Source organism: Parasynechococcus sp. (genome assembly GCF_042954325.1).
Classification (GTDB): Bacteria; Cyanobacteriota; Cyanobacteriia; order PCC-6307; family Cyanobiaceae; genus Parasynechococcus.
Genome location: NZ_JBGKDS010000018.1, coordinates 25,895 through 51,604, shown reverse-complemented (window position 1 = coordinate 51,604; position 25,710 = coordinate 25,895). Strand labels below are relative to the sequence as shown.

Annotated in this window: 24 protein-coding genes; 6 read left to right on the top strand and 18 right to left on the bottom strand. The window is 60.2% G+C overall.

Annotated elements, in window-relative coordinates:
- Positions 1-690: 690 nt before the first annotated feature.
- Together ACGVKB_RS03215 and ACGVKB_RS03210 are read right to left on the bottom strand one after the other, a co-directional pair.
- Entirely contained in the window at positions 691-1,671 is a 981-nt protein-coding gene (locus ACGVKB_RS03215) for a molecular chaperone DnaJ (RefSeq protein WP_392345313.1), read from the bottom strand.
- 59 nt (positions 1,672-1,730) lie between these two features.
- On the bottom strand, positions 1,731-3,242 hold the full coding sequence (locus ACGVKB_RS03210; RefSeq protein ID WP_392349835.1) for a DUF3370 family protein: 1,512 nt from the start codon (positions 3,240-3,242) through the stop codon (positions 1,731-1,733).
- 138 nt (positions 3,243-3,380) lie between these two features.
- Here ACGVKB_RS03210 and ACGVKB_RS03205 point away from each other — a divergent pair, with 138 nt between their 5' ends.
- Positions 3,381-3,566, top strand: coding sequence for a hypothetical protein (locus ACGVKB_RS03205; RefSeq protein ID WP_392349834.1), 186 nt, complete (start codon positions 3,381-3,383; stop codon positions 3,564-3,566).
- Here the strand turns inward: ACGVKB_RS03205 and ACGVKB_RS03200 are convergent.
- The 3 genes from ACGVKB_RS03200 to ACGVKB_RS03190 form a co-directional block, all read right to left on the bottom strand.
- Entirely contained in the window at positions 3,545-4,177 is a 633-nt protein-coding gene (locus ACGVKB_RS03200) for a sigma-70 family RNA polymerase sigma factor (protein ID WP_392349833.1), read from the bottom strand. The two genes, ACGVKB_RS03205 and ACGVKB_RS03200, sit on opposite strands and share 22 nt — an antisense overlap.
- Before the next feature lie 69 nt (positions 4,178-4,246).
- Positions 4,247-5,101, bottom strand: coding sequence for an ATP adenylyltransferase (locus tag ACGVKB_RS03195; RefSeq protein ID WP_392349832.1), 855 nt, complete (start codon positions 5,099-5,101; stop codon positions 4,247-4,249).
- Positions 5,091-5,987 (bottom strand): SpoIID/LytB domain-containing protein, encoded by an 897-nt coding sequence (locus ACGVKB_RS03190; protein WP_392349831.1) that lies wholly within the window; start codon positions 5,985-5,987, stop codon positions 5,091-5,093. The genes ACGVKB_RS03195 and ACGVKB_RS03190 overlap by 11 nt, the downstream gene beginning before the upstream one ends.
- Before the next feature lie 48 nt (positions 5,988-6,035).
- Between ACGVKB_RS03190 and ACGVKB_RS03185 the strand changes: the two genes are divergently transcribed.
- Complete coding sequence (locus ACGVKB_RS03185) at positions 6,036-6,809, top strand: SDR family oxidoreductase (RefSeq protein ID WP_392349830.1); 774 nt, start codon at positions 6,036-6,038, stop codon at positions 6,807-6,809.
- On the opposite strand, the gene ACGVKB_RS03180 is transcribed toward ACGVKB_RS03185, so the two are convergent.
- A complete protein-coding gene (locus ACGVKB_RS03180; protein ID WP_392349829.1) occupies positions 6,791-7,186 on the bottom strand; it encodes a DUF2237 family protein in 396 nt (131 codons plus the stop codon). The two genes, ACGVKB_RS03185 and ACGVKB_RS03180, sit on opposite strands and share 19 nt — an antisense overlap.
- A gap of 111 nt (positions 7,187-7,297) precedes the next feature.
- Here ACGVKB_RS03180 and ACGVKB_RS03175 point away from each other — a divergent pair, with 111 nt between their 5' ends.
- Positions 7,298-7,528, top strand: a complete 231-nt coding sequence (locus ACGVKB_RS03175) for a hypothetical protein (protein WP_392349828.1) — start codon at positions 7,298-7,300, stop codon at positions 7,526-7,528.
- 21 nt (positions 7,529-7,549) lie between these two features.
- On the opposite strand, the gene ACGVKB_RS03170 is transcribed toward ACGVKB_RS03175, so the two are convergent.
- The 3 genes from ACGVKB_RS03170 to ACGVKB_RS03160 all read right to left on the bottom strand — a co-directional run bounded on the left by ACGVKB_RS03170 (position 7,550) and on the right by ACGVKB_RS03160 (position 12,486).
- Complete coding sequence (locus ACGVKB_RS03170; protein WP_392349827.1) at positions 7,550-7,822, bottom strand: DUF4090 family protein; 273 nt, start codon at positions 7,820-7,822, stop codon at positions 7,550-7,552.
- 63 nt (positions 7,823-7,885) lie between these two features.
- Positions 7,886-11,524, bottom strand: coding sequence for a methionine synthase (gene metH, locus ACGVKB_RS03165; RefSeq protein WP_392349826.1), 3,639 nt, complete (start codon positions 11,522-11,524; stop codon positions 7,886-7,888).
- Positions 11,525-11,571: 47 nt separating this feature from the next.
- Positions 11,572-12,486 (bottom strand): branched-chain amino acid transaminase, encoded by a 915-nt coding sequence (locus tag ACGVKB_RS03160; RefSeq protein WP_392349825.1) that lies wholly within the window; start codon positions 12,484-12,486, stop codon positions 11,572-11,574.
- Positions 12,487-12,544: 58 nt separating this feature from the next.
- On the opposite strand from ACGVKB_RS03160, the gene cobN reads away from it, so the two are divergent.
- Positions 12,545-16,285, top strand: coding sequence for a cobaltochelatase subunit CobN (gene cobN / locus ACGVKB_RS03155; protein ID WP_392349839.1), 3,741 nt, complete (start codon positions 12,545-12,547; stop codon positions 16,283-16,285).
- Here the strand turns inward: cobN and ACGVKB_RS03150 are convergent.
- From ACGVKB_RS03150 to ACGVKB_RS03120, 7 genes are read right to left on the bottom strand one after another with little or no spacing between them, the layout of a single operon-like run.
- Complete coding sequence (locus tag ACGVKB_RS03150) at positions 16,275-16,826, bottom strand: hypothetical protein (RefSeq protein WP_392349824.1); 552 nt, start codon at positions 16,824-16,826, stop codon at positions 16,275-16,277. The two genes, cobN and ACGVKB_RS03150, sit on opposite strands and share 11 nt — an antisense overlap.
- 27 nt (positions 16,827-16,853) lie before the next feature.
- Entirely contained in the window at positions 16,854-17,507 is a 654-nt protein-coding gene (locus ACGVKB_RS03145) for a PHP domain-containing protein (RefSeq protein ID WP_392349823.1), read from the bottom strand.
- A gap of 1 nt (position 17,508) precedes the next feature.
- The gene (gene hemJ, locus ACGVKB_RS03140; RefSeq protein ID WP_392349822.1) at positions 17,509-18,081 is read right to left on the bottom strand and encodes a protoporphyrinogen oxidase HemJ; all 573 of its coding nucleotides are present in this window, start codon (positions 18,079-18,081) and stop codon (positions 17,509-17,511) included.
- Between the two features lie 35 nt (positions 18,082-18,116).
- A complete protein-coding gene (locus ACGVKB_RS03135) occupies positions 18,117-19,604 on the bottom strand; it encodes a cryptochrome/photolyase family protein (protein ID WP_392349821.1) in 1,488 nt (495 codons plus the stop codon).
- 8 nt (positions 19,605-19,612) lie between these two features.
- A complete protein-coding gene (locus ACGVKB_RS03130) occupies positions 19,613-19,903 on the bottom strand; it encodes a hypothetical protein (RefSeq protein ID WP_392349838.1) in 291 nt (96 codons plus the stop codon).
- Between the two features lie 54 nt (positions 19,904-19,957).
- Complete coding sequence (uvrC, locus tag ACGVKB_RS03125) at positions 19,958-21,898, bottom strand: excinuclease ABC subunit UvrC (protein ID WP_392349837.1); 1,941 nt, start codon at positions 21,896-21,898, stop codon at positions 19,958-19,960.
- A 24-nt stretch (positions 21,899-21,922) separates the two neighbouring features.
- Positions 21,923-22,405, bottom strand: coding sequence for a flavin reductase family protein (locus ACGVKB_RS03120; RefSeq protein ID WP_392349820.1), 483 nt, complete (start codon positions 22,403-22,405; stop codon positions 21,923-21,925).
- A 72-nt stretch (positions 22,406-22,477) separates the two neighbouring features.
- Here ACGVKB_RS03120 and coaD point away from each other — a divergent pair, with 72 nt between their 5' ends.
- Together coaD and ACGVKB_RS03110 are read left to right on the top strand one after the other, a co-directional pair.
- Complete coding sequence (gene coaD, locus ACGVKB_RS03115) at positions 22,478-22,978, top strand: pantetheine-phosphate adenylyltransferase (RefSeq protein ID WP_392349819.1); 501 nt, start codon at positions 22,478-22,480, stop codon at positions 22,976-22,978.
- Positions 22,971-23,903 carry a hypothetical protein gene (locus ACGVKB_RS03110; protein WP_392349818.1) on the top strand — a complete coding sequence of 311 codons (933 nt, stop codon included), beginning with the start codon at positions 22,971-22,973 and terminating at the stop codon, positions 23,901-23,903. Before coaD ends, ACGVKB_RS03110 begins: the two co-directional genes overlap by 8 nt.
- Here ACGVKB_RS03110 and dacB read toward each other — a convergent pair.
- Together dacB and ACGVKB_RS03100 are read right to left on the bottom strand one after the other, a co-directional pair.
- Positions 23,848-25,170, bottom strand: coding sequence for a D-alanyl-D-alanine carboxypeptidase/D-alanyl-D-alanine-endopeptidase (gene dacB, locus ACGVKB_RS03105; RefSeq protein ID WP_392349817.1), 1,323 nt, complete (start codon positions 25,168-25,170; stop codon positions 23,848-23,850). The genes ACGVKB_RS03110 and dacB overlap by 56 nt on opposite strands.
- Positions 25,167-25,673, bottom strand: a complete 507-nt coding sequence (locus ACGVKB_RS03100; protein WP_392349816.1) for a DUF4330 domain-containing protein — start codon at positions 25,671-25,673, stop codon at positions 25,167-25,169. Before ACGVKB_RS03100 ends, dacB begins: the two co-directional genes overlap by 4 nt.
- Positions 25,674-25,710 lie beyond the last annotated feature (37 nt).

Here is a 25,710-nt window from a genome sequence, read left to right as displayed (position 1 = left end):
ACTCATTGCGAGATACAGTCAAGACAAGCAAGACATAGCAAGCGGCTGTCGCTTGCTTTGGCGATGGCGATGGCGAACCAAGGCAGTTGCGGCGGAATCCGACCAGGGCGCGGCGCCTAACCCCGACAACACACAGCCTTGACTATCGCAAACGAGACGCAGATCCGGACTAAACCCGAGTCTCAAGCAATTTTTCTGCGACAGACTGTCGGCGCTCCTTTGCAATCGACACAAACCCCATCCGAGCCAGCCTGTCCAAACGCTGCGTACCTGCTTCTTAAGCAGGTACGCGACACCCAAAAAGACTGCTATAGCTGACATCACAACGGGACCAACCAGGACTGGACAGCGCCAGGACAAGCCCAAAGACCACTCGGAAGCAAGCCGCCACCTTCAATCATTGGAAAAGGCACATTTCTCCCCCGACACACGGACCAGGAGTAGACAACATCGCCACAAATAAAAATTCGATGAAAACAATTCAGTTGATTTAGCAGGGGCCTTGATCAAGACTCATCGCAAGACCCATGACGCGGCTTGACTGAGAGGCCTGAGACAGAAGAAGGCCGTCGGACTGGCCGACCACAGAGCAATGGACGAGGACGCGAGAGCCCATGCACGACCAAGACACAGATGCCTTACATGAGACCCGTCTTGAGTCCAGCAACTAGACCCAAATGAGATTGCTGATTAGCGGCTGCGGTACAGCTCGCGAAGCAACTTATAGGCTTCATTGAGGCGACGCATGCCATCCGTGGAGCCACCGGCGTCCGGATGCTCCTCCAAGGCACGACTTTTGTAAGCATCGCGAATCGATGTCAGCGTCATGGATGCACCGGGCTTGGTCGATAAACCAAGCAGCTTCAGAGCACCATGCACAGTCATCGTGGACTCAAGCGTCTCAAACGATGTGACCTTGCGGCTCCGGCGGAAGCGATTCACGAATCTGCGAATCATGGTGGGCATCCGCTCGGCCAGTGACGCCGTTGCGAAGGGGTCTTCCAGCGCTCCAGCAATCACCATGACCCTGCCAAGCGATGGCGGTTGCTCAACCCAACTCAGACAGAGCTCTTGAAGGGAGCGATTGGCTGAGGTCCAGGTAAACGGTTTCCCCTCGCTCGCATCAACGCTCGGCCAAACATCCTTGGACAACCAAGCCATCGCTGCTTCAACAACTGTTTCGCCGGGATCCTGGCCGTAGAGCGAGCGCCAATGAGCTTCCGCAGCTGCTCCGGCTTGGCTGAGATCCTCCCCAGACACCGTTGAGACGGGCAGGTCGACGGGATCCCGGACCGGCTTGGACTTGGCTTGAAGCGTCTCTTTGATTTCCGATGTTCGACGTCGGACGAATCCAGGGAGGTCAATGCCGGACCCACCGCTGGCTGGACTTGCCGCGTCAATCGGGTCGAACGTCTCAGACAGGCTGTTGTTCGTTGGATCATCGACACGGGTGATCAGAACGAGGCTGGTGGTCTCGTCCTCCACAGGCGAATCAGCGTCATCCTGGTCAACGCCATCGTTCACCAGAGCAATCGTGGAGTCATCCGTGGAGTGCTCTGGATCGGGAAGCAGCTCCTCAATCAGGCGTTCAACAACGGTGCCCCGGGCACGCATTCCCCACTCCGCCTTGAGTTGATCAATCAGATCAACGAGCTGACTGGACACCGTGATGGTGATTTTCCTGGCTTTGGTTCCGTCTCCAGACAAACGATCGACCTCTACTTCGGACCTTATCGGAGTTGAAACTGGTCCAGCCACTGCTGTTGAGACCGGATGGCTCCCTGATAGCGCATCGGCAGCACCGCCGGAACCGGTTGAGGAACAGGAGTGCGAACTGGTTGAGCCGCTGGCTGAACTGGGGCTGGAGGGGCCAGCTTTGGACCCACACGACGCCCCTTGTCCGTCTCAATTTTGCTCTTGGCGAGGGCCTGCTGTTGCCGGCGTTGATTGAGCAGGGCAAGTTGCTGAACGGGAACCACACTCAACAGATGCCCAGGGGTGGCATCGGCTGGATACACCAGGCTCAGCCTCACCCGCTTGTGCTCACCGGCGTTGAAACGAAGATCGCTGAGGGGAAGACTTTCACCTGAGCGAAGACCAACATGGACTTCCTGAACTCCCTCAGACGTTTCGATGCGCAAAGAACCACGAAATGCCGTGAATTGCTTCTTGCCTGACACCACAGGGTGACTCATCACGAGATGGTGATCCCCCTGACCTTGCAGATTCAAATCGATGTCATAACGAACGCCATAGGTACCGATATTGTTGACAGCAGAATCAATCATGCGCGTTGCCAATTGATTGACCTGGATATCACGCGTCCCGAAATGATGTCGGCGTGTGCTGGTCAAAGGAACATGCAGTGGCCCTTGGCCCAGGTCATGCTCAATCGAAGCTCGGTAGTGATCACCGAGGGCGACACCGGCCACGCGTGAGAAGACCCGTCCAAGCTCAATCTCCCGCACACGGCTGAGATAAATCCGACCCGGAGCCAACCGCCCGGAGTCCAAAACCTGCATGAGCTCCGCATGGCCGTTGGCTTGCTCAGCCGCCACAACCGCCATGGTGAAAGGTCCATCACTGGTTCCATGCAACAGCCCATTGGCAATGCCGCGGGCCGGAAGCTGCGTACTGACGATGACGCGACGGCTTCCGGCTGGAATCGTGACGGTGGTCGACAGTTTCCGATCGAGCTCGTTTCTGAGAACCTGAACCGCTGTGGCATCACCGGGACCGGTGTTCCAAGGACGCTTGCCTAGGGGTTTAACACCCATCAACCGATTGGGGAGATAGGGCGCCTCAAAACTATTTTTTACCGAACCTTTTTCGAACCTCAACGTGACTGGATCTGTCCCAGGATTGGTTGCGATGAGGGCGAGTGTTAGCAATCCCCGCTGACGGTGGCCCCCCAATTTGCTGGGATCAGCCGGGTAATACTTGTGGTGCATATGGACACCAAAAGCACCGTTAAAGGTGTACGAAGCGTTGCGCAAAGGTTGGTTGGTTTCTGCAGCAATCGCCTGGCCAGGGGCCGTATTCACCAGGATTCCTGGTCCTGTGACAATCTCCGGCTGATTGCTATGCAGCACTGGAACATTGTTGAAAGTTCCATTGAGAGGGCGGGCATTTTGACCCGCCATCAAGGCCACATAGGCCATCCCAGACGACGGGCAGACAACATCAACCGTCGCAAGCGAGACGCAAGCCGAGACCAAAGATAAGACTCGCTTGAGATGCATGGAAGAGGGACGGTCGTGCGTGTCGGCCTCGGCCATCCAGCACCTTCATCCTTCAACTTAATCACGCTCTCCATGCGCGCCAAGCAGGCACGGATCAGGTTCAGATCCGCCACGATTGGAGCGTCGATTCGCTTTTCAATGCTTCCTCCTTTCTGCGGCAGCAACACCGACCATCTGGCGATGCGCCGCCAGCACCAGGAACGCAAGCTGGCCATGCTGACCTTCTGGCGTGACGGTCTCGAGCGTCAACTGGCCGCATTAAACGCATCGATCAACACCCTGGAATCCCAGATCAAGCGAGATCAGGACACCCAGCCCAGCTGAGACGGATTCAAAAGCTCTGACAGCCGTTTGAGTCCACGTTTCAGCCGACGCTGAATCGTCATCGCCGAGACGTTGGCCCGATCGGCGGCGCTGCGAAGGCTGTGACCTTCCAACACCACGGCGGTGACGGCTGCCCTCTCATCGACAGAGAGGGCCATGAGCGCCTGTCTGACCTGTCGGTGCTGATCCTGTCGATCAAGCTGCTCCAACCGACTCTCAGCCCCATCGTGATGATGTTCCTGCAAGGCTGCCCATCGGGTCTTGCTGGCGTAGTGCTGCATCAGCAAATCGTCCTCCGGTGAGAGGTCTGCTGCGGGATTCCGTCGCAACTGCTGAACGCGTTCTTCCACGCGGCGCGGGAGGCGCACCAATCCGGCTTGATCGCGGAGGTAATGGAGAATCGCCCCGCGAATGTGTGGACGGGCATAGGCGCTGAAAGGCCGTTGATCGTCCTGTCGAAACCCCGATACAGCCTTGATCAGCCCGAGTCGTCCGACTTGCACAAGATCATCGTGGTCGTGCCCGGTCCGAATGGCGTAATGCCGTGCAATTGGCTGAACAAGCGCCAGGTGGTCATGGATGCAACGCATCTGACGGCTGGTTGGTTTCATGGCTGAACGGAGTCGGTGGGGTTGGTCCTTCCAGCCAGACACCGATTCGACGATCAGCCATCGGTGATCTCACGGAATGGGACGGACGACTTCACGCAACAACGCATCAGGCCCCTGGGTCTGAAGCCACTCCCGATCAGATCCGTCCGTGCTGAGGAGATAACCGGCAAACCCCAGGGCATTGACACTGAAGCCGTGAACACCGTCGCGTTCCCGAAGGATTAACGCCATCCACTGGCGCCCGATCAGCAGGTTGTAAGCCTGGCGGGGAAGTGGATCGAGGTCGGGCTGGCCAACACCCGCACGAGCGCAGAGGGACAAGTAGGTGCGTTGAAGTTCCTCTGGGCCGATGTCGTCGGTGGAGACGGAGGCCACCACACAACTTCGATCGAGAGGATCGGTCCCCTCGGCACTGCCCCCCCCCGTCCGTCGGGATGCGAACCAGGCGTCACGGGGACACAACGGATCACACGATCGGCGGGGCAGCAGTTGCAAATGCCGATGGGGCTGGCTGGCACCAGCCACGGGTCCGCAGTTGAAAAACCACAGACCTTTGACCTGGTCATTGACGGCGTTCACAGCACGCCAATCAGCGGCATCAAGCCAGCCGAGCTGGGGGGCCCACTCACGGGTGATGAGAAGCAAATGACCGATTTGAACCGGATATTTGTTGAGGATGACCACATGGCTCTGACCCACGGGATCAACTTCCAAGCGCGGGTCCCAGGGGCGAAAGGGATTCGGCTTCGGTCCTGCAGGCTTGAGGTGACGCGGTGGGGACCCGTTGAGATGGCGGAGATCAAAGCGACAGCCCGTATCGCCATCGATCTGTTCCATGCTCGTGGACAGCGGAATCAGGGCTCCGGCAGATCTGGCGGATTCACTGCGGCGAAGCGCACGATCGAGGAGCGGCTCAGTCGTCATCCCGGCGCAATGTTTTGAGTTGGGTTCCCGGGTAGAAATGGGCAAGGATCGCCGGGTAGGTCAGGCCGCGCTCGGCGAGATCTCTGGCACGGGTCTGACTCATGCTTGCCCCCAGATGGCGATGGGCAACGTCTGCAATCGCATGGGTTGCGGCATACAGACTTTCAACGACCCTTTCATCCTGGCTGAGGATGATCCCACGGGTGCCATGGGTTGCGCGGCTCGCTGCAGCCGAGCGGCTGCTGGCACCGCGATAGACCTGCCAACGGGTTGAATCTCCCAGGTGATAGCGCTGCGTTGCCGGACGGATCAAGTGGGTCAGCGCATAGGACCGCGCAGCGATGGCTTGCGCTTTTAGGGCCTGGGAAGGCCACGAGCTCGGCATCTCAGCGCCGACCACCGAGGCGACATAGCGCTCCAGTTCAACGGTGTGAATGGCCAACCAATCCAGCTCGGATCGTTCGATTTCAAGCCGACCCCAATAGCCCACACCATTGAGATGAATCCACCCGCCCGTGCACAACAGAGGCGGAAGCGATCCGGCCCGCAATCCGGCCTCGATCTGAGGCTTGAAGAGCTGTTGCTGAGATCCCGTCTGCGACTGGCAGATCACACCCTGGCCGAGGTCCACCCGTTGCAGGGGGCGTCGCTCAAGAAGTCCAACCCGGACCCACCAGCGCGGCTCGGACGCGGCCGTGATCTCCGTTGGAACCACCGTCGCTTGTGCTGGGACTGGGTCTGGGGCTGGGACTGGAGCTGTTGCTGGGGTCCAGGCGTGATCTGATTCCTCCTCGATCGCCCCTGTGATCGTGATCAAGGCAGCGAAGACAGCGCCGGAAAGCGCGAATGACACCACGGCGATCACCGGGGGAATGATCGACTGCACCCGTCCGCCCCCAAGCTCGAGCCCCAGTTTGTTGGCGTTCCCGTCAGCATGCGCGGGTCCGGTCAGGATCCTTTGCAGATCTCTTCCTCTCCCTCCACACCAAGCGAGACCTCCAACTGGTCCGGTCTGGCGGTCGTGGTCGGCATGGGCGGCATCGGCAGCGCTGTGGCCGACGCGTTGACGTTGCACTGCCCGCAGCTTGAGATTCTGCGCTGCAGTCGCCAAGGACACCCCCAGGCGGATCTCGCGGTGGATCTGGACCATCCCGACTCTTTGGACGGGTTCCAAGCCGCGTTGAAGGCCGATGGGCGACCTCTTCGCCTGGTGTTCAACTGCACGGGTCGCTTGCATGGACCGGGCTTGACTCCGGAAAAGCGCCTCAGCCAGATCCAACGTCCAGCCCTGCTGGAACAGTTTTCCATCAACGCCATTGGTCCGATTCTGTTGGCCCAGGCGGTCGAACCACTGCTCCAACGGGAGCGACCGTTCCATTTCGCCAGCCTGAGCGCCCGGGTCGGCAGCATTGGAGACAACCGGTCCGGCGGCTGGTATGGCTACCGGGCGGCCAAGGCGGCACAGAACCAGCTCCTGCGCTGCCTCAGCATCGAATGGGCGCGGCGCTGGCCCCAAGCCACGATCACCCTGCTTCACCCGGGGACGACGGACACCCCCCTGTCCAAACCGTTTCAGACATTCGTCCCCGCCGACAAGCTGTTTTCACCGGCTCGAGCCGCAGAGCAGCTCGTGAGGGTCTTGCTGGAGCAGCAACCGGAGCACAGCGGTGCCTTCCTCGCCTGGGATGGTCAGTCGGTTCCCTGGTAAGCGTGTTCCTTCAATTGGTCGATCGAGACCACGTGGAGTGCGGTGTCCTCTGTGGCTTCGAGTCGCACCGGAGGAGCCATCCCATCGTCGTAGGCCTGTTTCCAACGCGGTGCGCAGACACACCAGTGGTCACCGGGTTGCAGCCCCTTGAACTGAAACGCCGGCACCGGGGTTGAAAGGTCGTTGCCCTGGGCCTTGCTGTAGCTGAGGAACTGATCGGTCATGACACAACAGATGCTGTGCTGGCCCAGGTCAGCGGCATCCGTCTGGCAGAAACCATTCCGATACCAACCGGTCATCGGCTCGCATCCGCAGACCACAAGAGGCTGCCCAAGAACATTCTGAGGAGAGGACGAATCCGTGCTGGTGGCGGTCATCGAAGCGGTTTTGATGCAGGGAGTCTGCCGAAGGAGTGGCACATTTTGACGACAGGTGGTTGACGTACCCCAGGGGGCAGGCGTTAAAGGTCGTTCAGTTATGTCCACTCGATGGATTGGGAGTTCACTGAAGACGCTGCGTTTCTGGCGCTCTGCGATGCCTTTCGTGAGAGCGGCGAAAGCTCGGCGATCGAGTTCCTGGCCAACGGGGAAGGGGCATTTCATTTCCAGGACCTGGCTCAAAATGCAGCAGGCGAAGGCCTGGATCTGAGCGAGTCCAGTGCCCTGGACGACTTCCAGCAGGACGTGATCGACACCATGGAAAAACTCTGCCAGGGGTGAGCCCCCTGACAGAGGCGGAAATCAGCCGTAGAAAAACGCGATTTCCTTGTCTTTGAGACCATCCCAACCGGCGTCGATCAAACGTTGGTTGAGTGTGCTCTGGTCGAAGTGCTTGGCACCGGTTTTGACGACGCGGTTGCGCATCGATTTCAGCACCCCACTGCGCGCCCGCTGACTTTCGAGGTCCATCACCTCGTTGTAGAGGCTGAGCTTCTCTGCGGGAATGGGGGTTCCATCGAGATCAACTCCGGCCTTGATGGCTGCATCGACTCCATTCGGTCCTGCAATGGCCATGGTCTGAATCAAAGGCGCCTCAGGTTATTGGCCGGCGCCCCATGGATTCAGACACCGACAGCATCAGGCACTGAAGTAACGGGCTTTGCTGTGGATGGCCACCAGGGCTGTGGTGCTCTGTTCCGGGGACAGCTGGTCACTGGCATCCATGCTGAGCCCAATGCGATCGGCCTCCAGCCAGTCCAGCTGCTGGCGTGAGTCTGCGACGTTCGGGCACGCCGGATAGCCAAAGGAATAACGGCTGCCCCGATAGCGCTGGGCCAACACATCACGAAGGGGCATCTCGGTGGGATCAGCGAACCCGAGTTCTCGACGGATCCGAGCATGCACCCATTCGGCCATGGCCTCCGCCATCTGAACGGCGAGCCCATGGAAATAGAGGTAGTCGCTGTACTGGTCTGCCTTGAACAGCCTCTGAGCCACTTCACTGGCCTTCTCACCCATCGTCACCGCCTGCATGGGCAGCACGTCGCTCGGTCCGTTGGTCTTGGACAGATCGTTGTAGAAGTCGGCGATGCAGTACCGATTCCCCGAGCGTTGACGGGGCAGATCAAAACGACCCAATTCGGTCGTTCCTGCCGGATCAAACACCCGCAGGGCATTTCCGTCCCGGCCGACGGGGAAGTAGCCGTAGACCGCACGGGGCGTGAGCAGAGACTCGCTCACACAACGCTCCATCCAGTGCTGGAGAACCGGTTCAGCCTTCTCGAGCAGCATGGCCTCGTACTCCTCCCGGCTCTGCTGCTTGGTTTTACGGATCTGCCACTGACCCGCAAACAGGGCATTGCGGTCGAGGTAGGCAAAGATCTCCTCAAGGGCCACATCGGCCTCAGTGATCAGACGGCCACCCAGGAACGGAGGTTCTGGTGCGGCTTCAGCCGGTACGGCCTCCGAGCGCTCGCAACTGACTGGACCGTTGTCCGGTGAAACACGATCACTGGACCCACTGGAGCTGGTCTGTTCCGATGGGGAGTCACCGTCGACGTCATCAAGGCCAACACCATCCGGGGCTCCATGGAGGAATCCAGCGGTGTTGGTCCAAGCATCCGCCCCCTTGGCCGCCATCAGCGCATCCATGAAGCGGAGGTCCGCAAAGGCATCACGGCCGTAGACCACCTTGCCGTTGTAGACCTCGCGGCAATCTTTCTGAACGAAGCGGGGTGTCAAAGCTGCACCCCCAAGAATCACCGGAACATCAATACCGGCGTCGTTGAACGCCGACAGGTTGTCCTTCATGAAGGCGGTGGATTTCACCAGCAATCCGCTCATCGCGATGCAATCAGCCTGGTGATCCCGTTGGGCCTCAACAATCGCTTCACAGCTTTGCTTGATCCCCAGATTGATCACCTCGTAGCCGTTGTTGGTGAGGATGATGTCCACCAGGTTCTTGCCGATGTCGTGGACGTCGCCTTTCACCGTGGCAATCAAGAATTTGCCCTTGCTGCTGCTTTCGCCCTCTGTCGTCTCCATATGGGGCTCAAGATGAGCCACCGCTGATTTCATCGTCTCGGCGCTTTGAAGCACAAAGGGCAACTGCATCTGACCGCTGCCAAACAATTCCCCGACCACTTTCATGCCGTCGAGCAGGAAGGTGTTGATGATCTGGAGCGGTGGGTAGGTCTCCAACGCTTGATCGAGGGCAGGCTCGAGGCCAATGCGTTCACCGTCAATGATGTGCTGCTTGAGACGGGCCTCGATCGGCAAATCAGCCAAGGACGGACCCGAGGCGCGGGCTTCCTTGGTGCTGACGCCTTCGAACAGCGTTGTCAGTTCCGTCAGCGGGTCGTAGACGCAGATGTCGTTTTCAAAACGACGGTTGTCGTTGATCAGATCGCGACAAACACGCTGATGCTCCTCAGTGATCTTGACGAGGGGAAGAATCTTGGCGGGGCTGACGATGGCCGCATCCATCCCGGCTTCGCAGCAGTCATGGAGAAACACCGAATTCAGGGTGATCCGTGCCGCCGGGGAGAGACCGAAGCTGACATTGCTGACCCCCAACACCACGTGAACGCCGGGGAGGTTCTCGCGAATCATCCGAATGGAATCAACGGTGGCGCGGCCGTTGAGACGGTCCTCCTCGATGCCGGTGGAAATCGGAAGCGCTAGCGGGTCATAAAAGATTTCATGGGCGGGGATCCCATATTCCAGGGCATCCCGATAGGCACGTTGGGCAATGGAGAACTTGCGTTCAGCCGTCCGGGCCATCCCCTCTTCGTCAATGGTTCCCACCACAACGCCAGCCCCGTAGCGGCGGGCAAGCTCCAACACCTTGAAGAAGCGTTCATCGCCGTCTTCGTAGTTGGTGGAATTGAGGATGCACTTGCCTCCAGCCACCTTGAGGCCCGCTTCCATCTTCTGCCACTCGGTGGAATCGAGCATCAGCGGCAGGTTCACGTTGGTCACCAGCCGGCTGACCAACGCGTGCATGTCCTTCTCGCCGTCCCGCCCGACGTAATCGACGTTCACGTCGAGAACATGGGCGTTCTCCTTGACCTGCCCACGGGCCACAGAAACCAGGCCATCCCAGTCTTCTTCGGCGAGAAGTTCGCGTACCTTTCGGCTGCCACTGGCGTTGAGCCGCTCGCCAATGATCAGGAAGGAGTTGTCCTGGTGATACGGCGTGACGCCATAGATCGACGCCGCCGCTGGCTCGTAATTGAGTGATGCACGAACATCGGCGATCGCGGTGGCATCAGCGTTCTCAAGCCGTCGGGAAGGGCGTTGGGCCGGGGTGAGCTCTGAGGCCAACTCAGCCAGTGCGCCGATATGGGCCGGGGTGGTTCCGCAGCAGCCACCAATCACCTGAACACCGAGGTCCTCGACGAAGTGCATCAACTGCATCTTCAACTCGAGCGGTTGCAGGCGGTAATGGGCAACACCACCAACGTTTTCGGGGAGGCCTGCATTGGGAATGCAGCTCACCGTGAATGGAGAGTGATCCGAGAGGTAACGGATGTGCTCCTTCATCTGCTCGGGGCCCGTCGCGCAGTTGAGGCCGAGGATGTCGATGGGGAAAGGCTCGAGGATCGCCACGACAGCCGCGATATCCGAACCGACCAACATCGTGCCGGTGGTTTCCATGGTCACCGACACCATCAAGGGCCGGCGTTCCCCGGCTGCGCTGAAGGCCTCTTCGATGCCCTGCAGGGCGGCCTTGATCTGCAGAACGTCCTGACAAGTCTCCACGATGAAGAGATCGACATCCCCTGCAATCAGCCCTTCGGCCTGCTCGCGGAAGGACTCCCGCATCGTGTCGAAATCAATGTGGCCCAGGGTGGGCAACTTGGTTGTGGGTCCCATCGACCCCGCAACAAACCGGGGCTTCTCCGGTGTGCTGTATTCATCCGCCAAGGCACGGGCCAACTGCGCGGCCCGCTTGTTGAGTTCAAACGCCTTGTCTTCGAGGCCGTATTCAGCCAGCACAATCGAAGCGGCACCAAAGGTGTCGGTCTCGATCACGTCGCAGCCGACCTCCAGAAATTGACGATGGACCGTCTGGACGGCGTCGGGCCTGGTGATCACCAGATTTTCGTTGCAGCCCTCAAGCTCCGCCCCACCGAAATCCTCTGCGGTGAGATCGAGCTGCTGAAGGCTTGTCCCGGTGGCACCGTCGAACACCAGCACCGGGCGCCGGGGGCTGTGCAGATGATCGAGGAAGCGGGATGCGACGACAGGAGATTTGGTAACCGTCGCCGACATCACACTTCAACAAGTTGATGCAGTCTAAGAAAACCCCCTGAGGCCCATCAGCTGAGTTTGATGCGGTTCACCCAATGCTCGAAAGCAGGGTCAAGGCCCTGGGTGATGGCCACCAGGCGATCCTTGAGGGATTGCATCACTGGACGGTCACTGTTCAGCGTGGTGGTTTCGATCTGACGGATCGGTGTGATCTTTGCTGCGGTTCCGGTCAGGAAGACCTCATCGGCAATCATCAGTTCGGTCTTGTCGACCGGGCGCTCCACCACTGGAATACCCATAGTTTTCGCCAGTTCGATCACACTTGCCCTGGTGATGCCCTCAAGGATGTCCTGGTCAACGCCGGGGGTGATCAGCTGGCCATCGCGCACCAGGAAGAGGTTCATCCCACTGGCTTCACTGATTTTTCCGCGGCTGTTAAGCAGCAGAGCCTCATCGAAGCCGCTCTGAACCGCCTCGGTCTTGGCCAGTGAACTGGTGATGTATGCCCCGCTGATCTTTCCGCGCAGGGGCAGGGAACGGTCTTCCTGACGTGTCCAGCTGGAGATCCGACAGCTGACCCCCTCGGGCGAGAGGTAATCCCCCAGCGGTAGGGCATAGATCAGAAAATCCGTCTCGATGTTGTGAAGACGTGGAGCAATCCCGAGATCGCTCGTGTAAACAAACGGCCTGAGATAAATGGGCTGTGTTGGCTTGTTGGCCTTCAGCAGTGCTGTGATGGCCCCGAGGATGGTGTCCTCGCTGAGGTCGGTCAGCAGCAGGCGAGCGCTCTGGCTCAGACGTCGCGCATGACGATCTGCTCGGAACAGCAGCATCGTGTCCGCGTTGTTTGGATCGGGAATCGCCCGCATCCCACCAAAGGCCCCGGTTCCGTAGTGCAGGGCATGGGTGGCAATGGAGATCCTGGCCTCCTCAAAAGGAACGCACTGGCCCTGAAACCAGGCGTAGGGCAGGAACTGTTGCATGGCTGGAATGGCCCGATGGCTGAATCTTCTCACCACCGGTCACCACCACAATGACGGGATGCATCGACTCGCCAGCTGTCCCGGTGTGGATCCTCCCGAGGATGTTGTCCTTGTGGAGCAACCCGCCGCTGACGTTCTCTTCCTCAGCAGCGCCGGTACCGACCTCAGCACCCTGAGTCGTCTGCTGGGGGAATCCGGCACGCAGCACTGGAAACACAGGATCCGGGCCCTGTCCCTCAGTTGCCTCGACCATCCCGCTCAGCTCGATCACTATCTGTCGACAACGGCCAGTCGTGCCCGAGTCATCGTGGTGCGTCTGCTGGGTAGCCGGGGCCACTGGAGTTATGGGCTGGATCAGCTGCAGGACTGGCAAGCGGCGGCAAACGATCGCCAGCTGATTGTTCTGGCCGGAACCGAAGACCAGGACGCGGCCCTGAATGCTCTCGGGTCCGTGGATCCACGCCTCGCTGACGCACTGGCGGCACTGCTGAGGGAGGGGGGACGCCAGAACATGGCCGGGTTGCTCACGGTGTTGGAGCAACTGCTGAACCAACAGACCCCGGACCCCGATGCCGTGGTGTCACATCCCCTGGCCGACCCCCTGCCTTGGGACTGGCGGGACGACCCTGGGGCCAGGGTGGGGGTGGTGCTCTACCGCGCCCTGCTTCAAGCCGGAGATGAACAGCTGGCAACAACCCTGGTCGAGGGCCTGCGTGTGGCGGGCCTCTGCCCGCGTCTGATCTGGGTCAGTGGCCTGCGTGATCCCGCGATTCAGGCCGGGGTACGCGACCTGCTGATGCGCGAGAACGTGGCCGTGGTCATCACCGGCACCTCCTTTGCCTCGGTGCGCCATGAGGACGCCGGCCTTGGCAGTCCGATCTGGGAGCACTTGAATCGACCTGTGCTGCAACTCCTGAGCAGCTCCCGACCTCGCGCTAACTGGCAGAACAGTTCCCGTGGGTTGGACCCCCTTGACCTGTCCCTGCAGGTGGTGATGCCGGAACTGGATGGTCGCATCACCACCCGACCCTGTGCATTCCGCGACCTTCAAGCCGACCCCCACGGCTTGGCCACGGCCATTCCAAGCTTGATCCCGGAGCCCGATGGCATCAGCTGGCTGATTGAGCACGCCCGACGCTGGGTCGCGCTGCAACAGACCCCGACCGATCAGCGACGCATCAGCCTGGTGTTGGCGAACTACCCGGTGCGGGATGGACGGCTGGCCAATGGCGTGGGACTGGACACCCCCGCCAGTTGTGTCGCCATCCTCAATTGGCTGCAGGCCGATGGTGTCGACCTCGGCGACCATCCCTTACCGGACAGCGGTGATGCTCTGATGCGCGCCCTGGTGAAGGGACGCACCAACGATCCCGAGAGCTTCCACCGAGCCGCACTGGATCACCTGCCACTGGCTGAGTATCTCGCTTGGTGGCGAACGATCCCAGACGCCGCGAAGGCAACGATCCGTGCCCGTTGGGGCGATCCAGAACAGGCCTGTGACCTCAGCGCAGAGGGCTTTCCGATCCATGGCCTGCGTTTCGGACATGTGGTCGTGCTGATCCAGCCCGACCGGGGCTACGACCCCGACCAGATCGCGGATCTCCACTCACCGGACCTTCCGCCACCGCATCGGTACCTGGCGCAGTACCTGTGGCTACGTCAACGGCAACGGACCCAGCTGTTGGTGCACGTGGGCAAACATGGCAGCGCTGAATGGCTGCCGGGCAAAGGGGTTGGGCTCAGTCCAGCCTGTGGACCTGAGCTGGTGCTCGGTGCCATCCCGCACCTGTACCCCTTCATCGTCAACGACCCCGGGGAAGGGTCCCAGGCCAAACGGCGTGGGCAGGCGGTGATCCTCGATCACCTCACACCACCGCTCGGTCGGGCAGGACTGCATGGACCCCTGCAACGTCTCGAGTCTCTTCTCGATGAAATGGTCGATGCACGGCAGATGGGGGCCGAACGGGCAGGGCCGCTGCAAAGGACCATCCTGACCGCACTGCGGGAGCTGAACTGGCAGAACCTGCCCACCCAGAAAGCGCTTCAGGACAACCCAGAAGCCCTGGAAGCCTGCCTGGATGACGCCGAAACATATCTCTGCGAACTCAAGGAATCGCAGATCCGAACGGGTCTGCACCGTCTGGGACAACGGCCCGAGCGAACGGCCGAACGTGAACTGTTGATCGCCCTGGCACGGGCTCCGCAGCAGGGGTTACGGGGCCTGACCCAAGCCATGGCTGAAGCGCTGGGGCTGACCTTTGATCCCTGGTCCCAGGAAGACGGAGACCCGCTAAAAGAATCCGATCAGGATCGTTTGCATCAACTGGGGCTGGGCGCGGCTCGGCGTGTGGCTGATGGCACAGCCTGGCTGGAAGAACAAGCGCTTCTGCTCGTGGAAACGATGCTGGAGGACAGCCGACCCCAGGGGCTGTGTCCAGATCTCCACGACTGGATTCACCAAACCCCCCAGGCCGCTGAACTGATCCTGCTGAACGACCAGCTCTGGCCACGCCTGAAGGCCTGCGCCGAGGCGGAGCGCAACGGTCTGCTAGCGGTCACGCAAGGCTTGCGCCTGGCTGCTGGCCCGTCGGGTGCTCCCAGCCGCGGGCGAACGGATGTGCTGCCGACGGGCCGGAATTTTTATTCCGTCGATCTGCGGGGTCTGCCCACTGAAGCCGCCTGGGATCTTGGACGCCGCTCGGCGGAACAACTGCTCGATCTACATCTTCTCGATCAAGGAGAACCATTGCGGCATCTGGCCCTCTCGGTCTGGGGGACCGCCACGATGCGCAACGGCGGAGAGGACATTGCCCAGTTACTGGCCTTGATCGGTGTGCGTCCGGTCTGGGACGGTCCGACCCGACGCCTCAGCGATCTCGAGGTGATCCCGCTGTCTCTTCTGGGGCGGCCCAGGGTGGATGTGGTGCTGAGAATCTCCGGCTTGTTCCGAGATGCCTTCCCGCAACTGGTGGGTTGGGTCGAGCAAGCGCAACGGATGGTGGCCGCCCTGAACGAATCGGAGAACGACAATCCCCTGGCCGCACTGACCCGGAGCCAGGGCGCCCAGCCGCGGATTTTTGGATCGGCGCCAGGGGCCTACGGCGCCGGACTCCAGGCCTTGATCGACAACGGCTCCTGGAGCGAGCGCGGCGATCTCGGGGAGGCCTTTCTGGAATGGAGCCAGTGGCGGTACGACGGCAGTGCCGACCCAGTGCGGGATCGAGAGTCCCTGCAACAGGCCCTCGGTCGGGTTCAGGTTGTTCTGCACAACCAAGACAACCGAGAACACGACCTGTTGGATTCCGATGACTATTACCAGTTCCAGGGCGGCCTGTCCGCGGCCGTAGAAGCGGTGTCAGGCGAGCGCCCGGCCCTTTGGTTCGCCGACCATTCCCGACGAGAACGCCCACGCATCCACAAACTCGAACGCGAGTTGGACAAGGTCATGCGCAGCCGGCTACTCAACCCCCGCTGGCTGGAGGGGATGCAGAAGCACGGCTACAAGGGCGCCTTTGAGATGGGTGCAAGCCTGGATTATTTGTTTGCCTACGACGCGGCAACCGGACGCGTACCCGACTGGAGCTATGGCGCCATCTGTGAGCAATGGCTCAATGATCCGGAGATCGTTGACTTTCTGGCTACCCGCAACCCCTGGGTGCTGCGTGACATGGCCGAACGCTTACTGGAGGCCGCCAATCGCGGCCTCTGGAACAGTTCAACCTCACAACAACAGGATCAGCTCAAAGACCTCGTGGGTCGGAGTGAAGCCTTGGTGGAACGGGGGGGATTTACTTGTTGAGGTCGCGAACCATCTGACGGAACGGATCGATCGATCCTGGCTTGGTTGATGGCGCTGCGGAACCGACCGGTTTGACCTCTTCCTTGGCCTTGAGCTCCTCCTTCCGCGCGACGGGCGCTGCATTGGCGGACGCCGGAGTGTTCACACCACTGATGGCTGTGCCCTTCAGCCGCTTGTTCATCTCTGCGGTCGAGACCTGTTCGGCGAAGGTCTTCTTGACGGGTTTGGGAATACCAGCGGTGAGGTTGACGCTCTCATCTTTGACGACGACGTCACCGAGACCTTCACTGCGTTTCTCAGTGCGTTCGGTTTCCGCAGCGACCTCGATGATGCGCTCCTTGGTTCCGGGGTTGTCGACGGTCCCCGGGAAGGTGCGACGAATCGTCTTGGATTCGCGCATGTAGTTCACGTCGCCCAGGGACGACGAGGAGTCCGCATCGAGGAAAAATTCTTCGGGCTTGTCCTTCTTGGGAGCACGAGGCTGAATCGTGCCGTCCGAATCCTTCGAATCGCTTTTCAATAGACGATCAAAGAAGCCCATGCCGACGGGAACTGGATTGGCATGAACTTAGCGGCCACGAAGGTCAATTCCATGGCTGTCGGTGCCAGACGTACGCAAAAGGCCAAGGTTCTCCAACTGTGCAGCGATGGCGTCGCAGACCATGGGACTGGGCGACCACGTTGAATTCATGTCGTAGTCGTACCAGGCCTCACCCCCGTCAAAACCCAGATCAGCAGCGGCATTGATCAGTTCAACGGGGCCGAGTCGATAGCGGGCCGGATGGGCCAGCACCGCCAGCCCACCGGCGTTGTGGATGGCTTGAACCACGGATTGGGCCCGCAGGGGCTCACCGACAACCGCATCACCACGGCAGTAGATGCGCAACGCCGGATGGTCGAGCTCAAAACCCAGGGCCAACACATGGACCAAACATCCCTTGAGCAGGGCACTGATCTCAACCCCGGTCCAGAGGGTGGGAACGGACACCCCCTGCTGGCGTTGCTCGGCCAACCAATGCTGGATCGGCCCAATCGCCCTGGTGCTGTGGTGATCCGTCACAGCCAGATGGCTTAACCCCAGGTCACTGGCCTGACGAATCAGATCAAGCGGCTCAAGACTGCCGTCGCTGCAGATGGTGTGGCAGTGGAAATTGATGTGGTCTGGACAACGCTCGGGGCCGCTTTGTTCCAGAACCGCTCGAAGCGGATGCGGAGTGCTCATCTCACGACTGTGCAGCAGCCTCGTTGCGCAGGCGGCGCCAACGGGCATAAAACTGAATGGACGCAGCCATGAACACCACAAGCGCCACGATGAACCAGGTGGCCGCACTGGTGGGGAACTGGGATTTGAACACCACCAACATCACCACGATCACCAGGAACAGCGTCGGGAGTTCATTCAAGGCCCGCAGCTGTTGACCGGACCACTGACAAACCCCGTTTTGAAGCTGACCCATCAGGCGATAACAAAAAGCGTGATAGGCCAACAGGGCAGCGACAAATCCGAGCTTGGCGTGCATCCAGCCCTGCTGAAGCCAGCTGGGTTGCACCACCAGTAACCCGATGGCCATGCTCACGGCCACGACCATTCCAGGCGTGGTGATGATGTTGGCCAGCCGACGCTCCATCAGGCTGTATTGGTCGCGAAACGGCCCCTGCAGCTCCGCTGAAAGCTGTTCAGTCTCAGCGTGATAGATGAAAAGACGAACGAGATAAAAGAGACCTGCGAACCAGACGACAACTCCAACGATGTGGAGGGTTTTGAACCAGAGATAAGCCTCAGGTGGCAGCGCCATGGATGAAAAACACGTCCAACGACCTTACGCAGGGTTTAGGTGAGCCCGTCAAGGAACTGCAAGGCTTTGGATTGATGCGTCCGGAGGGTTTCAGACGACATCCTGTCCAGATTGCGAGCCATCATCGCCAAACGATATTGGCCGCGGAAGAAGTCCTCATGGCGTTTGATGAAGCTCCAGAACAATCCATCCCAGATCTCGCACCAGTCACCTTTGCGGTAATCGGACATCTTACGAACGTAATTCGAACCCGACAGATAGGGCTTGGTTGTAAACAGACCACCATCGGCGAATTGACTCATGCCGTAGACATTGGGGACCATGACCCAGTCATAGGCATCAACAAACATCTCCATGAACCAGGTGTAAACACTGTTGGGATGAAATCCACAGAGTTGCATGAGATTGCCGAGCAACATCAGCCGTTCAATGTGATGGCAGTATCCGGTCTCTAATGCATGGTGAATCGCATCATCAATGGGCGGCAAACCGGTGGATGCGGTGTAAAACGCATTCGGAATCGGTCGCTCTTCAAACCCCCAAAAATTGCCAGATCGCATGGTGACCCCGTGGCGTCGATACATGGCCGCCATGAACTCGCGCCAGCCGACGATCTGTCGGATGAACCCCTCCAGTGAATTCAAGGGGAGGTCACCTTGCTCAGCCCTGTGGAGCGTTTGATCCAACACCTGTTGTGGGGTCAGCAAACCGATGTTCAACATCGGGGTGAGCACGGAATGCCACATCACCCGATGGTGTTGGCTGATGGCGTCTTCATAGGCGCCGAACTGAAGAAGACGGTGGTCGAGGAATTGCTCCAACCAGCGCGCAGCATCCCCATGGGTGACGGGATACACAAAGTTCTCCCAGCTGCCGAGATCCCCCAGCCCTTCGTGCAACAGCTCCTGACGGGCCTCCTGAACGACGCTGGTCTCAGCTTGACCCGGCGGATCGGGCACCTGAATGCCCTTGGGCAACTTCTTGCGGTTGTCGGCATCAAAACTCCAACGGCCACCGACCGGTCCGCCGTCACCATCCAGAAGAAGACCCATGCGACGGCGCTGCATTTCATAGAAACGCGCCATGAATGGTTTTTTACCGCTCGAAAAGTGCTCAGCGATGACGCTGTCCGGCGTCAGCAACAGCGGTGTTGGATACAGCGTCAACGCAACATCGCGTTCCGCACAAAACCGCTTGAGACGACGTTCCAGGAGATCGTCCACCGGATCCGCCAGATGGATCCTGCGCATGCCGTCTTGCCAAAGCAAAGCCAGGTGTGCCTCCGTGGAGGCCGCCAGATGATGCGGGCAGTGTCTGACCTCAAAACCACGGGCCAGCAATTGCTGCTGATAGGCCTTAATCGACGCGCGATGCAATAGCAAACGCTGCCGATGGACCCGCAACGGCCAACGCGCATCGGTGCCAAACAGCAGGGGATCCTCAAGCAGCACCACCGCACGCCCGGGACTCAGCGCCGGATGGTCAGCAAACAGCTGATTGGGAAAGATCAGGGTGATCTCCATGGCTTCCTTCAGCTGACCTCTCCAGCCAGACGGCAAGCCCGCCGTCCGATGGCCGTGGCATAGCCCCGTTCCACCTGGCCGGCCCGTGGGCTGAGCACGCCCGCACGGCAGTCCATCACGACCTTCTCGCGATGACCCTGCTGATCATTCAGTCGAAGCACGAGCTGCCAATGGTTCTTGGCGCTGCGGGTAATCCCATCAGCACACACCGGACCGGTGCAGAGTCCCGGCGATGCCAGGGCACTGGGCGCGAGACTGAGACCGATGAGCACAGCGACTGTCAGCAGGAACCGGCGCATCACCGCATCGATCAGGGTCACCACTCTGCTGGTTGCCGGGCAGCGTTGTGGGCCTCAAGGCACCGGGGCCAGATCCGCTTCGGGTTCATCGACAGGATGAAAGAAAGCATGGATCTCCTTCGCCATGGCCGGTCCGACCCCCGGGGCGTTGGTCAGGGTTTCGATCGAGGCGAGTTGGATGGCATCGATCGAATGGAAGTGGGCGAGCAGATCCTTGACGCGCTTGGGCCCCACCCCTGGGATGTCTGAAAGACGCGATCGCTTCATGCGTTCTCCGCGCTGCTGACGATGGAAGCTGACCGCAAAGCGGTGGGCTTCATCGCGTAAACGCCGCAGGAGTGCAACTCCCAACTGATCAGGCTCACTTTCAAGGGGATTGGATTCGCCCGGAAGGAACACTTCTTCCCGCTGCTTGGCCAAGGAGCAAACGTTGAGATCTTCATGGAGATCGAGTTCCCGAAGAGCCTCCATGACCGCGGAAAGCTGGCCCTTCCCCCCATCGATCATCACCACATCCGGCCAATCATTGAGGCCGTCGGTCTGCAGGGCAGAACCTCCTTTGTGACGGAGGGCTCCGAGGTCGACCCCCTCCGCCTTGGCACGGGCCCAACGGCGAAAGCGCCGCCGCATGATCTCGGCCATGGCCATGAAGTCATCGCTGTGTCCCGCACGAATGCTGCTGCTGCGGATCTTGTACTTGCGGTAGTGCTGCTTCGCCGGCAGGCCATCGATGAAGACCACCTGTGACGCGACTGCATCACTGCCCTGGATGTGACTGATGTCGTAGCCCTCAATCCGACGCGGTGGGATCGGCAACTCGAGCAGCTGCGCGAGATCTTCGGTGGCCAACGCTTGCTGCTCTTGGCCTTGTTTGGCACGGAGCAGTTCGAATTCGGCATTGCGTTGCACCAGTTCGATCAAATCAGCTTTCTGCCGGCGCTGCGGACAGTGCACCTGAACCCGCCGCTCGCGCTGCTCCCCGAGCCAGTCCTCCATCAGCGCTTGCTGAGGGAGCGGATATTGCACCAGCAATTCCGGAGGAACCTCCACAGCATCCACCTGGCTGTAGTGCTCCTCGATCACCCGCTGCAGGATCAGACCGGGCTCCAAACCCGAGGCGTCGGCGGTGTACCCAAGGCGACCCACCAGTTTTCCGGCCCGCATCTGAAACAACTGGACGGCGGCGACGCGCTCATCACAGGCCATGGCCAAAACATCGCGACTCACCGATGAATCCGGCAGCGTCATTTTTTGGTCGGCCGTGAGTTGATCTAACCCCTGCAGCTGATCACGAACCCGGGCCGCCGACTCGTAATCCATCCGATCGGCATACCGCTGCATCTGCTCCTGCAGCAGCTGTTGCAACTCATCGCTGCGCCCCTGGAACACCATCGCCACCTTGCGCAGGGTGCGGTGGTAATCCTCTGAGCTGATTTTTTCCTGGCAGACCCCGGGACAGCGGCCGATGCTGTAATTCAGGCAAGTGCGATCCGGATGCAGCGGCCGAGGTCGCTGACGGAGTGGGAACACCCGTTTGACCAGAAACAAGGTTCGACGCAGCAAACCGACATCGACATAGGGGCCGTAAAAACGGTCGAGGGGACTGCGAAAGCGACGCCGGCGGGTGATGAAAATCCTGGGGTAAGCCTCACTCCAGGTGATGCAGAGATAAGGATATTTTTTGTCGTCCTTCAGCAGCACATTGAAGTGCGGCTGGTGGTTCTTGATCAGGTTGGCCTCCAGCGTCAGCGCTTCCGCTTCGCTGTCGGTCACGATGAATTCGATTTCACAGACCTGGCGCGTCATCAAGCGGATGCGCGGCGACAGGTCATGTCGGCTGCGGAAATAACTACGCACACGCGTGCGCAAAGATTTGGACTTGCCGACGTAGAGGATCTGATCCTCTCCATCGCGCATCAGATAACACCCTGGCTCGAGTGGAATCTCCTTAAGGCGTTGCTCGAGCCGTTCTGGCTCGAGCAGCAGAGGGGTCACTGACACGCGTGCAGTCCAGCCCGATCAGCCGCCGTAGTTCCAACCGGTGTTGGCCAGGTCAAGAGCATCGCCATCGGCGATGAGACGAGCTGTCTTGACTTCACCGACAAACACGGTGTGGTCACCATGCTTGATCTGGCCCACCAGCTCACACTCCACCCCACCGATGGCATCGTTCAACAGAGGGAGTCCGAGCTCTCCTTCGCTGAATGGAGCCGCATCAAAGCGACCACCCATGGCCTTCTGAGGCTTGAAGAACACCGCTGCCAGATCCTTCTGATCAGCCCTCAAAACGTTGAGAGAAAACCGGCCGGTGGATTCGATGATCGCGTGGCTGGCACTGTCGGCGCGGACACCCATGACCACCAAAGGGGGTTCAAATGACCCCTGAGTCACCCAGCTGGCGGTGAAACCGTTGACGTCATCACCATCACGGACGCCGCAGATGAAGAGTCCATGGGGAATCTTGCGCAGCAACACTTTCTTGGCGTCGGCGTCGAGGCTCATCGGTTCCAGGAGGTTGGCTGGAATCTAGGCAGGGATGGGGTTCATAGGATTCCGATCAGCGCGTCATCGCTCATGCGGGCCCTTTATCCCGGCAGTTTCGACCCGTTGACCAACGGGCACCTTGATCTGATCGAACGGGCGTGCAACCTCTTCGGCGAAGTGATCGTTGCGGTGCTCTCCAATCCCAGCAAGCAACCCGCCTTCAGCGTCGACCAACGCATTGCCCAGATCCAAGCGTCAACCCAGCACCTGAGCGGTGTGGAAGTGATCAGCTTCGACGGTCTCACCGTGAACTGCGCGGTCACCCATCGCGCTGATCTGATCTTGCGGGGGCTTCGGGCCATGAGCGACTTCGAATACGAACTGCAGATCGCTCACACCAATCGCTCCCTCGCTGAACAGCTGGAAACAGTGTTCCTCGCGACCTCAGCCCGTCACAGCTTCCTCAGCAGCTCGGTGGTGAAGGAGGTGGCCCGATTCGGGGGGTCAATCGATCACATGGTGCCCGCAGAGGTGGCCAAGGACCTGATCAGGCTCTTTAATTCAGCTTTCACACCGCACCGCCATGAGTGACATTCGGTTGACAGTGCTGGATCAGCTGGATCAACTCGAAGAGATCATTCTGGATGGCAGTCGGATTCCCTTCACGGGAGGACGTCTGGTCAATGAAGGCGATGCCGTGGAGGTGCTCGACGCCGTACGGGAGGTTCTCCCCCAGGAATTCGAGAGTGCTGGTCAGCTGTTGAAGCGCCGCGATGAGTTCATCAGCACAGCGCGTCAGCAAGCCGATGAAATCGTTGTACAGGCCAAACGCCAGCGGGATCAGCTGGTGAACAACGCGGCGATCCGACAGGAAGCTGAGCGCCAGGTCAATGAGCTGCGGGAACAGACCCGTCAGCAATGCGAACAGCTGCTGCAGACCACCCGGCAGCAGAGCGCAACCCTTGAACAGGATTGTCAAGGCAAGCTGGCCAAACTGGAGCAGCAATACGCCGCGCGACGTCAGCAGCTGGAACAGGAAGCCCTGCAGCGGCGCCAACAGCTCGACCAAGAGGCGGTCGAACGCAAACAGCAACATCTGGAACAGCACGAAGCGGCACGCCAGCAGTCGCTGCAGGATCTCGACACGATCCGCCGGGAAGGGCTTCGACTGCAAAAGGAAGCCCGTGATGAAGCTGAACGCCTCCACAACGACGCCCTGCAATTCCGTCAACAGACCCAGCAGCAATGCGAAGGTTTGATCCAACGCAGCCGTCAGGAAGCGGTGAGTGTGCAGGACGGAGCCAATCGCTACGCCGAGCAGACCCTCGGTGAGCTGGAAGTCCGCCTGAAGGAAATGGCCCAGGTCGTGATCGCCGGCCGCCACGAACTGGTCAAGATCCAGTCGATTCGCAGCCAGGAGGTCAAGGCCCCTGCCAACTCCGAGGACAAGACCGTCCCGATCAACCGCGCACGGCGGGCGGCCTCACGGCTGCGTTCGATGAAGAGCACTGGCTGAACCTCTGGGAAGCCTCCAACACGTCACCCATCACGCTGTTGGGGGCTGATGCCCCATTCGAGAGCATGCTCACGAACAGCGGTCCATCCTCAGTGTCCAAGATTCCAGAGATGGTGCGCACACCGGTGAGCGTTCCGGTTTTACCGCGGAATCGTCCATCCAGGCTGCTGCCGCGATACAGCCTCCTCAGGGTTCCGCGCTCACCGGCAATGGCCATGGAGGCCTGGTAGTAGGCGCTCAGGGGGTGCTGGGCCATCCGGAGCAACAGAGCGCTCAGCGTCCGGCTTGTCAGCCGATTGCCTCGCGACAGGCCGCTGCCATCTCGAATCCGCAGGCCAGCGATCGGAATGCCTTGACTCTGCATCCATCGGGTTGCTGCCATGGACGCCCGATGCACATCCCAGTCGTCCGCCGCTTCTCGGAGCAGAACTTCGGCCGTGAAGTTATGACTCTCCGTATTGGCCAGACTGAGCAGGGCATGCATCGGCGCTGAACTCTCGCTGTGCAAGACAACGGTCTGATCAGGGAGCTCACTTCCCTGTTGGGTCGAAATTGGGGCTGGAGGCAGAACAACCGTCTGCAGGCGGCCGCCCTGTCGCCGTGCTGCGGAGTCGAGGATGCGCTGCAACCGTGCCGCAGGATCCATCACCGCCATATGCAAAGCATTGCTGGTGAGAGCCAAGCGGGTAATCGGTGCCCCATAGGCATAGCTGCGATCGGAAGGGTGCCAATCGCTCGGCCACCAATTGCGCCGGGGTTCTTCCCTGACGAACAGCTTGATCTCCGGCCCCGCACTGCCGACCGCGGGATTGCGAGAACCGCCATGGCCGAGGGCCACCATGGCAAAGCGTTGGATCTCCGCAACGCTGAGATCAGGGTCGCCTTCCCCCACCATCTCCAGCGAGCCGTCCCCGTGCCGCAGAAGCCTGGTCATCAGGCGGAAATCGGGACCGAGCCGATCGAGGGCAAACGCCGTCGCAATCAACTTCTGGTTGGAGGCTGGGACCCTCGGCACAGAACCGTAATGGTCGGCCAGGAGACGACCGCTCCCATCGACCACGCTGATACTCCACACCTGGGGCTGGCCTCCCACCGCCCGTTGCACTGCACGCTGCAGTGGGGCACAGATGGCAGGTCTCAGGTCAATGCGGCCGAGCGGCGCCAGCGGCGGGGGTTCCGGGAGCAGGGGCGGCTGGGCCTGAAGTGGAGCATGACTGAGGGCCAGGGATGCCGCCATGCAGGCGGCCAGAGAGACAGCACGGGTCATGGCAGGACCACACCACTGACGGTGCCATTGACCCTGTAAAGCGTTCCTTCTAACTCGACGGGGCTGCCGATCTTGAGCTTGGTCCCCCCGAAGACGATGCCCGAGGGACCGATCGTTGCCTGCGCCTCAAGGTTGAAGCGCACATGGTGGAGCAACGGAGATGTGGGGTCGTCATCCTGGATGACCTGACCATTCGGTTGCAGCTCCACCAACCGGCGTCGCACCTCGTCGATGGCCAGAACCTGAACGCGGCCGGCCGGTTGATTGCGAACAATCAAACTGAGACTCTGATCATCCCGAGCCGATTGAAGAAAGGCCGTGGGATCCGCAAGGGGAAGATTGCGCGCATCAACCTGAACCTGCACCGCCTTGACGGATCCTGTCGCCTTCGCCAACTGGTTATTCAGCTTGGGCGACCAGACGACACCCGCCAGAGCGGCCACGGCAATGCTTCCTGCAATCGCATCGAGCAGCGACACCTTGCGACCGAACAGTGAAGCCATCAGATCGTTGATTGAAGCCAAACCTTACGGAGGGCAG

Excerpts from the sequence above, each read along its gene's own strand:
- ACGVKB_RS03210 (WP_392349835.1), bottom strand. The coding sequence starts at position 3,242 with ATGCATCTCAAGCGAGTCTTATCTTTGGTCTCGGCTTGCGTCTCGCTT.
- ACGVKB_RS03205 (WP_392349834.1), top strand. The coding sequence starts at position 3,381 with ATGCTTCCTCCTTTCTGCGGCAGCAACACCGACCATCTGGCGATGCGC.
- ACGVKB_RS03200 (WP_392349833.1), bottom strand. The coding sequence starts at position 4,177 with ATGAAACCAACCAGCCGTCAGATGCGTTGCATCCATGACCACCTGGCG.
- ACGVKB_RS03195 (WP_392349832.1), bottom strand. The coding sequence starts at position 5,101 with ATGACGACTGAGCCGCTCCTCGATCGTGCGCTTCGCCGCAGTGAATCC.
- ACGVKB_RS03185 (WP_392349830.1), top strand. The coding sequence starts at position 6,036 with ATGCGCGGGTCCGGTCAGGATCCTTTGCAGATCTCTTCCTCTCCCTCC.
- ACGVKB_RS03180 (WP_392349829.1), bottom strand. The coding sequence starts at position 7,186 with ATGACCGCCACCAGCACGGATTCGTCCTCTCCTCAGAATGTTCTTGGG.
- ACGVKB_RS03175 (WP_392349828.1), top strand. The coding sequence starts at position 7,298 with ATGGATTGGGAGTTCACTGAAGACGCTGCGTTTCTGGCGCTCTGCGAT.
- ACGVKB_RS03170 (WP_392349827.1), bottom strand. The coding sequence starts at position 7,822 with ATGGCCATTGCAGGACCGAATGGAGTCGATGCAGCCATCAAGGCCGGA.
- metH (WP_392349826.1), bottom strand. The coding sequence starts at position 11,524 with ATGTCGGCGACGGTTACCAAATCTCCTGTCGTCGCATCCCGCTTCCTC.
- ACGVKB_RS03160 (WP_392349825.1), bottom strand. The coding sequence starts at position 12,486 with ATGCAACAGTTCCTGCCCTACGCCTGGTTTCAGGGCCAGTGCGTTCCT.
- cobN (WP_392349839.1), top strand. The coding sequence starts at position 12,545 with ATGCATCGACTCGCCAGCTGTCCCGGTGTGGATCCTCCCGAGGATGTT.
- ACGVKB_RS03150 (WP_392349824.1), bottom strand. The coding sequence starts at position 16,826 with ATGGGCTTCTTTGATCGTCTATTGAAAAGCGATTCGAAGGATTCGGAC.
- ACGVKB_RS03145 (WP_392349823.1), bottom strand. The coding sequence starts at position 17,507 with ATGAGCACTCCGCATCCGCTTCGAGCGGTTCTGGAACAAAGCGGCCCC.
- hemJ (WP_392349822.1), bottom strand. The coding sequence starts at position 18,081 with ATGGCGCTGCCACCTGAGGCTTATCTCTGGTTCAAAACCCTCCACATC.
- ACGVKB_RS03135 (WP_392349821.1), bottom strand. The coding sequence starts at position 19,604 with ATGGAGATCACCCTGATCTTTCCCAATCAGCTGTTTGCTGACCATCCG.
- ACGVKB_RS03130 (WP_392349838.1), bottom strand. The coding sequence starts at position 19,903 with ATGCGCCGGTTCCTGCTGACAGTCGCTGTGCTCATCGGTCTCAGTCTC.
- ACGVKB_RS03120 (WP_392349820.1), bottom strand. The coding sequence starts at position 22,405 with ATGAGCCTCGACGCCGACGCCAAGAAAGTGTTGCTGCGCAAGATTCCC.
- coaD (WP_392349819.1), top strand. The coding sequence starts at position 22,478 with ATGCGGGCCCTTTATCCCGGCAGTTTCGACCCGTTGACCAACGGGCAC.
- ACGVKB_RS03110 (WP_392349818.1), top strand. The coding sequence starts at position 22,971 with ATGAGTGACATTCGGTTGACAGTGCTGGATCAGCTGGATCAACTCGAA.
- dacB (WP_392349817.1), bottom strand. The coding sequence starts at position 25,170 with ATGACCCGTGCTGTCTCTCTGGCCGCCTGCATGGCGGCATCCCTGGCC.
- ACGVKB_RS03100 (WP_392349816.1), bottom strand. The coding sequence starts at position 25,673 with ATGGCTTCACTGTTCGGTCGCAAGGTGTCGCTGCTCGATGCGATTGCA.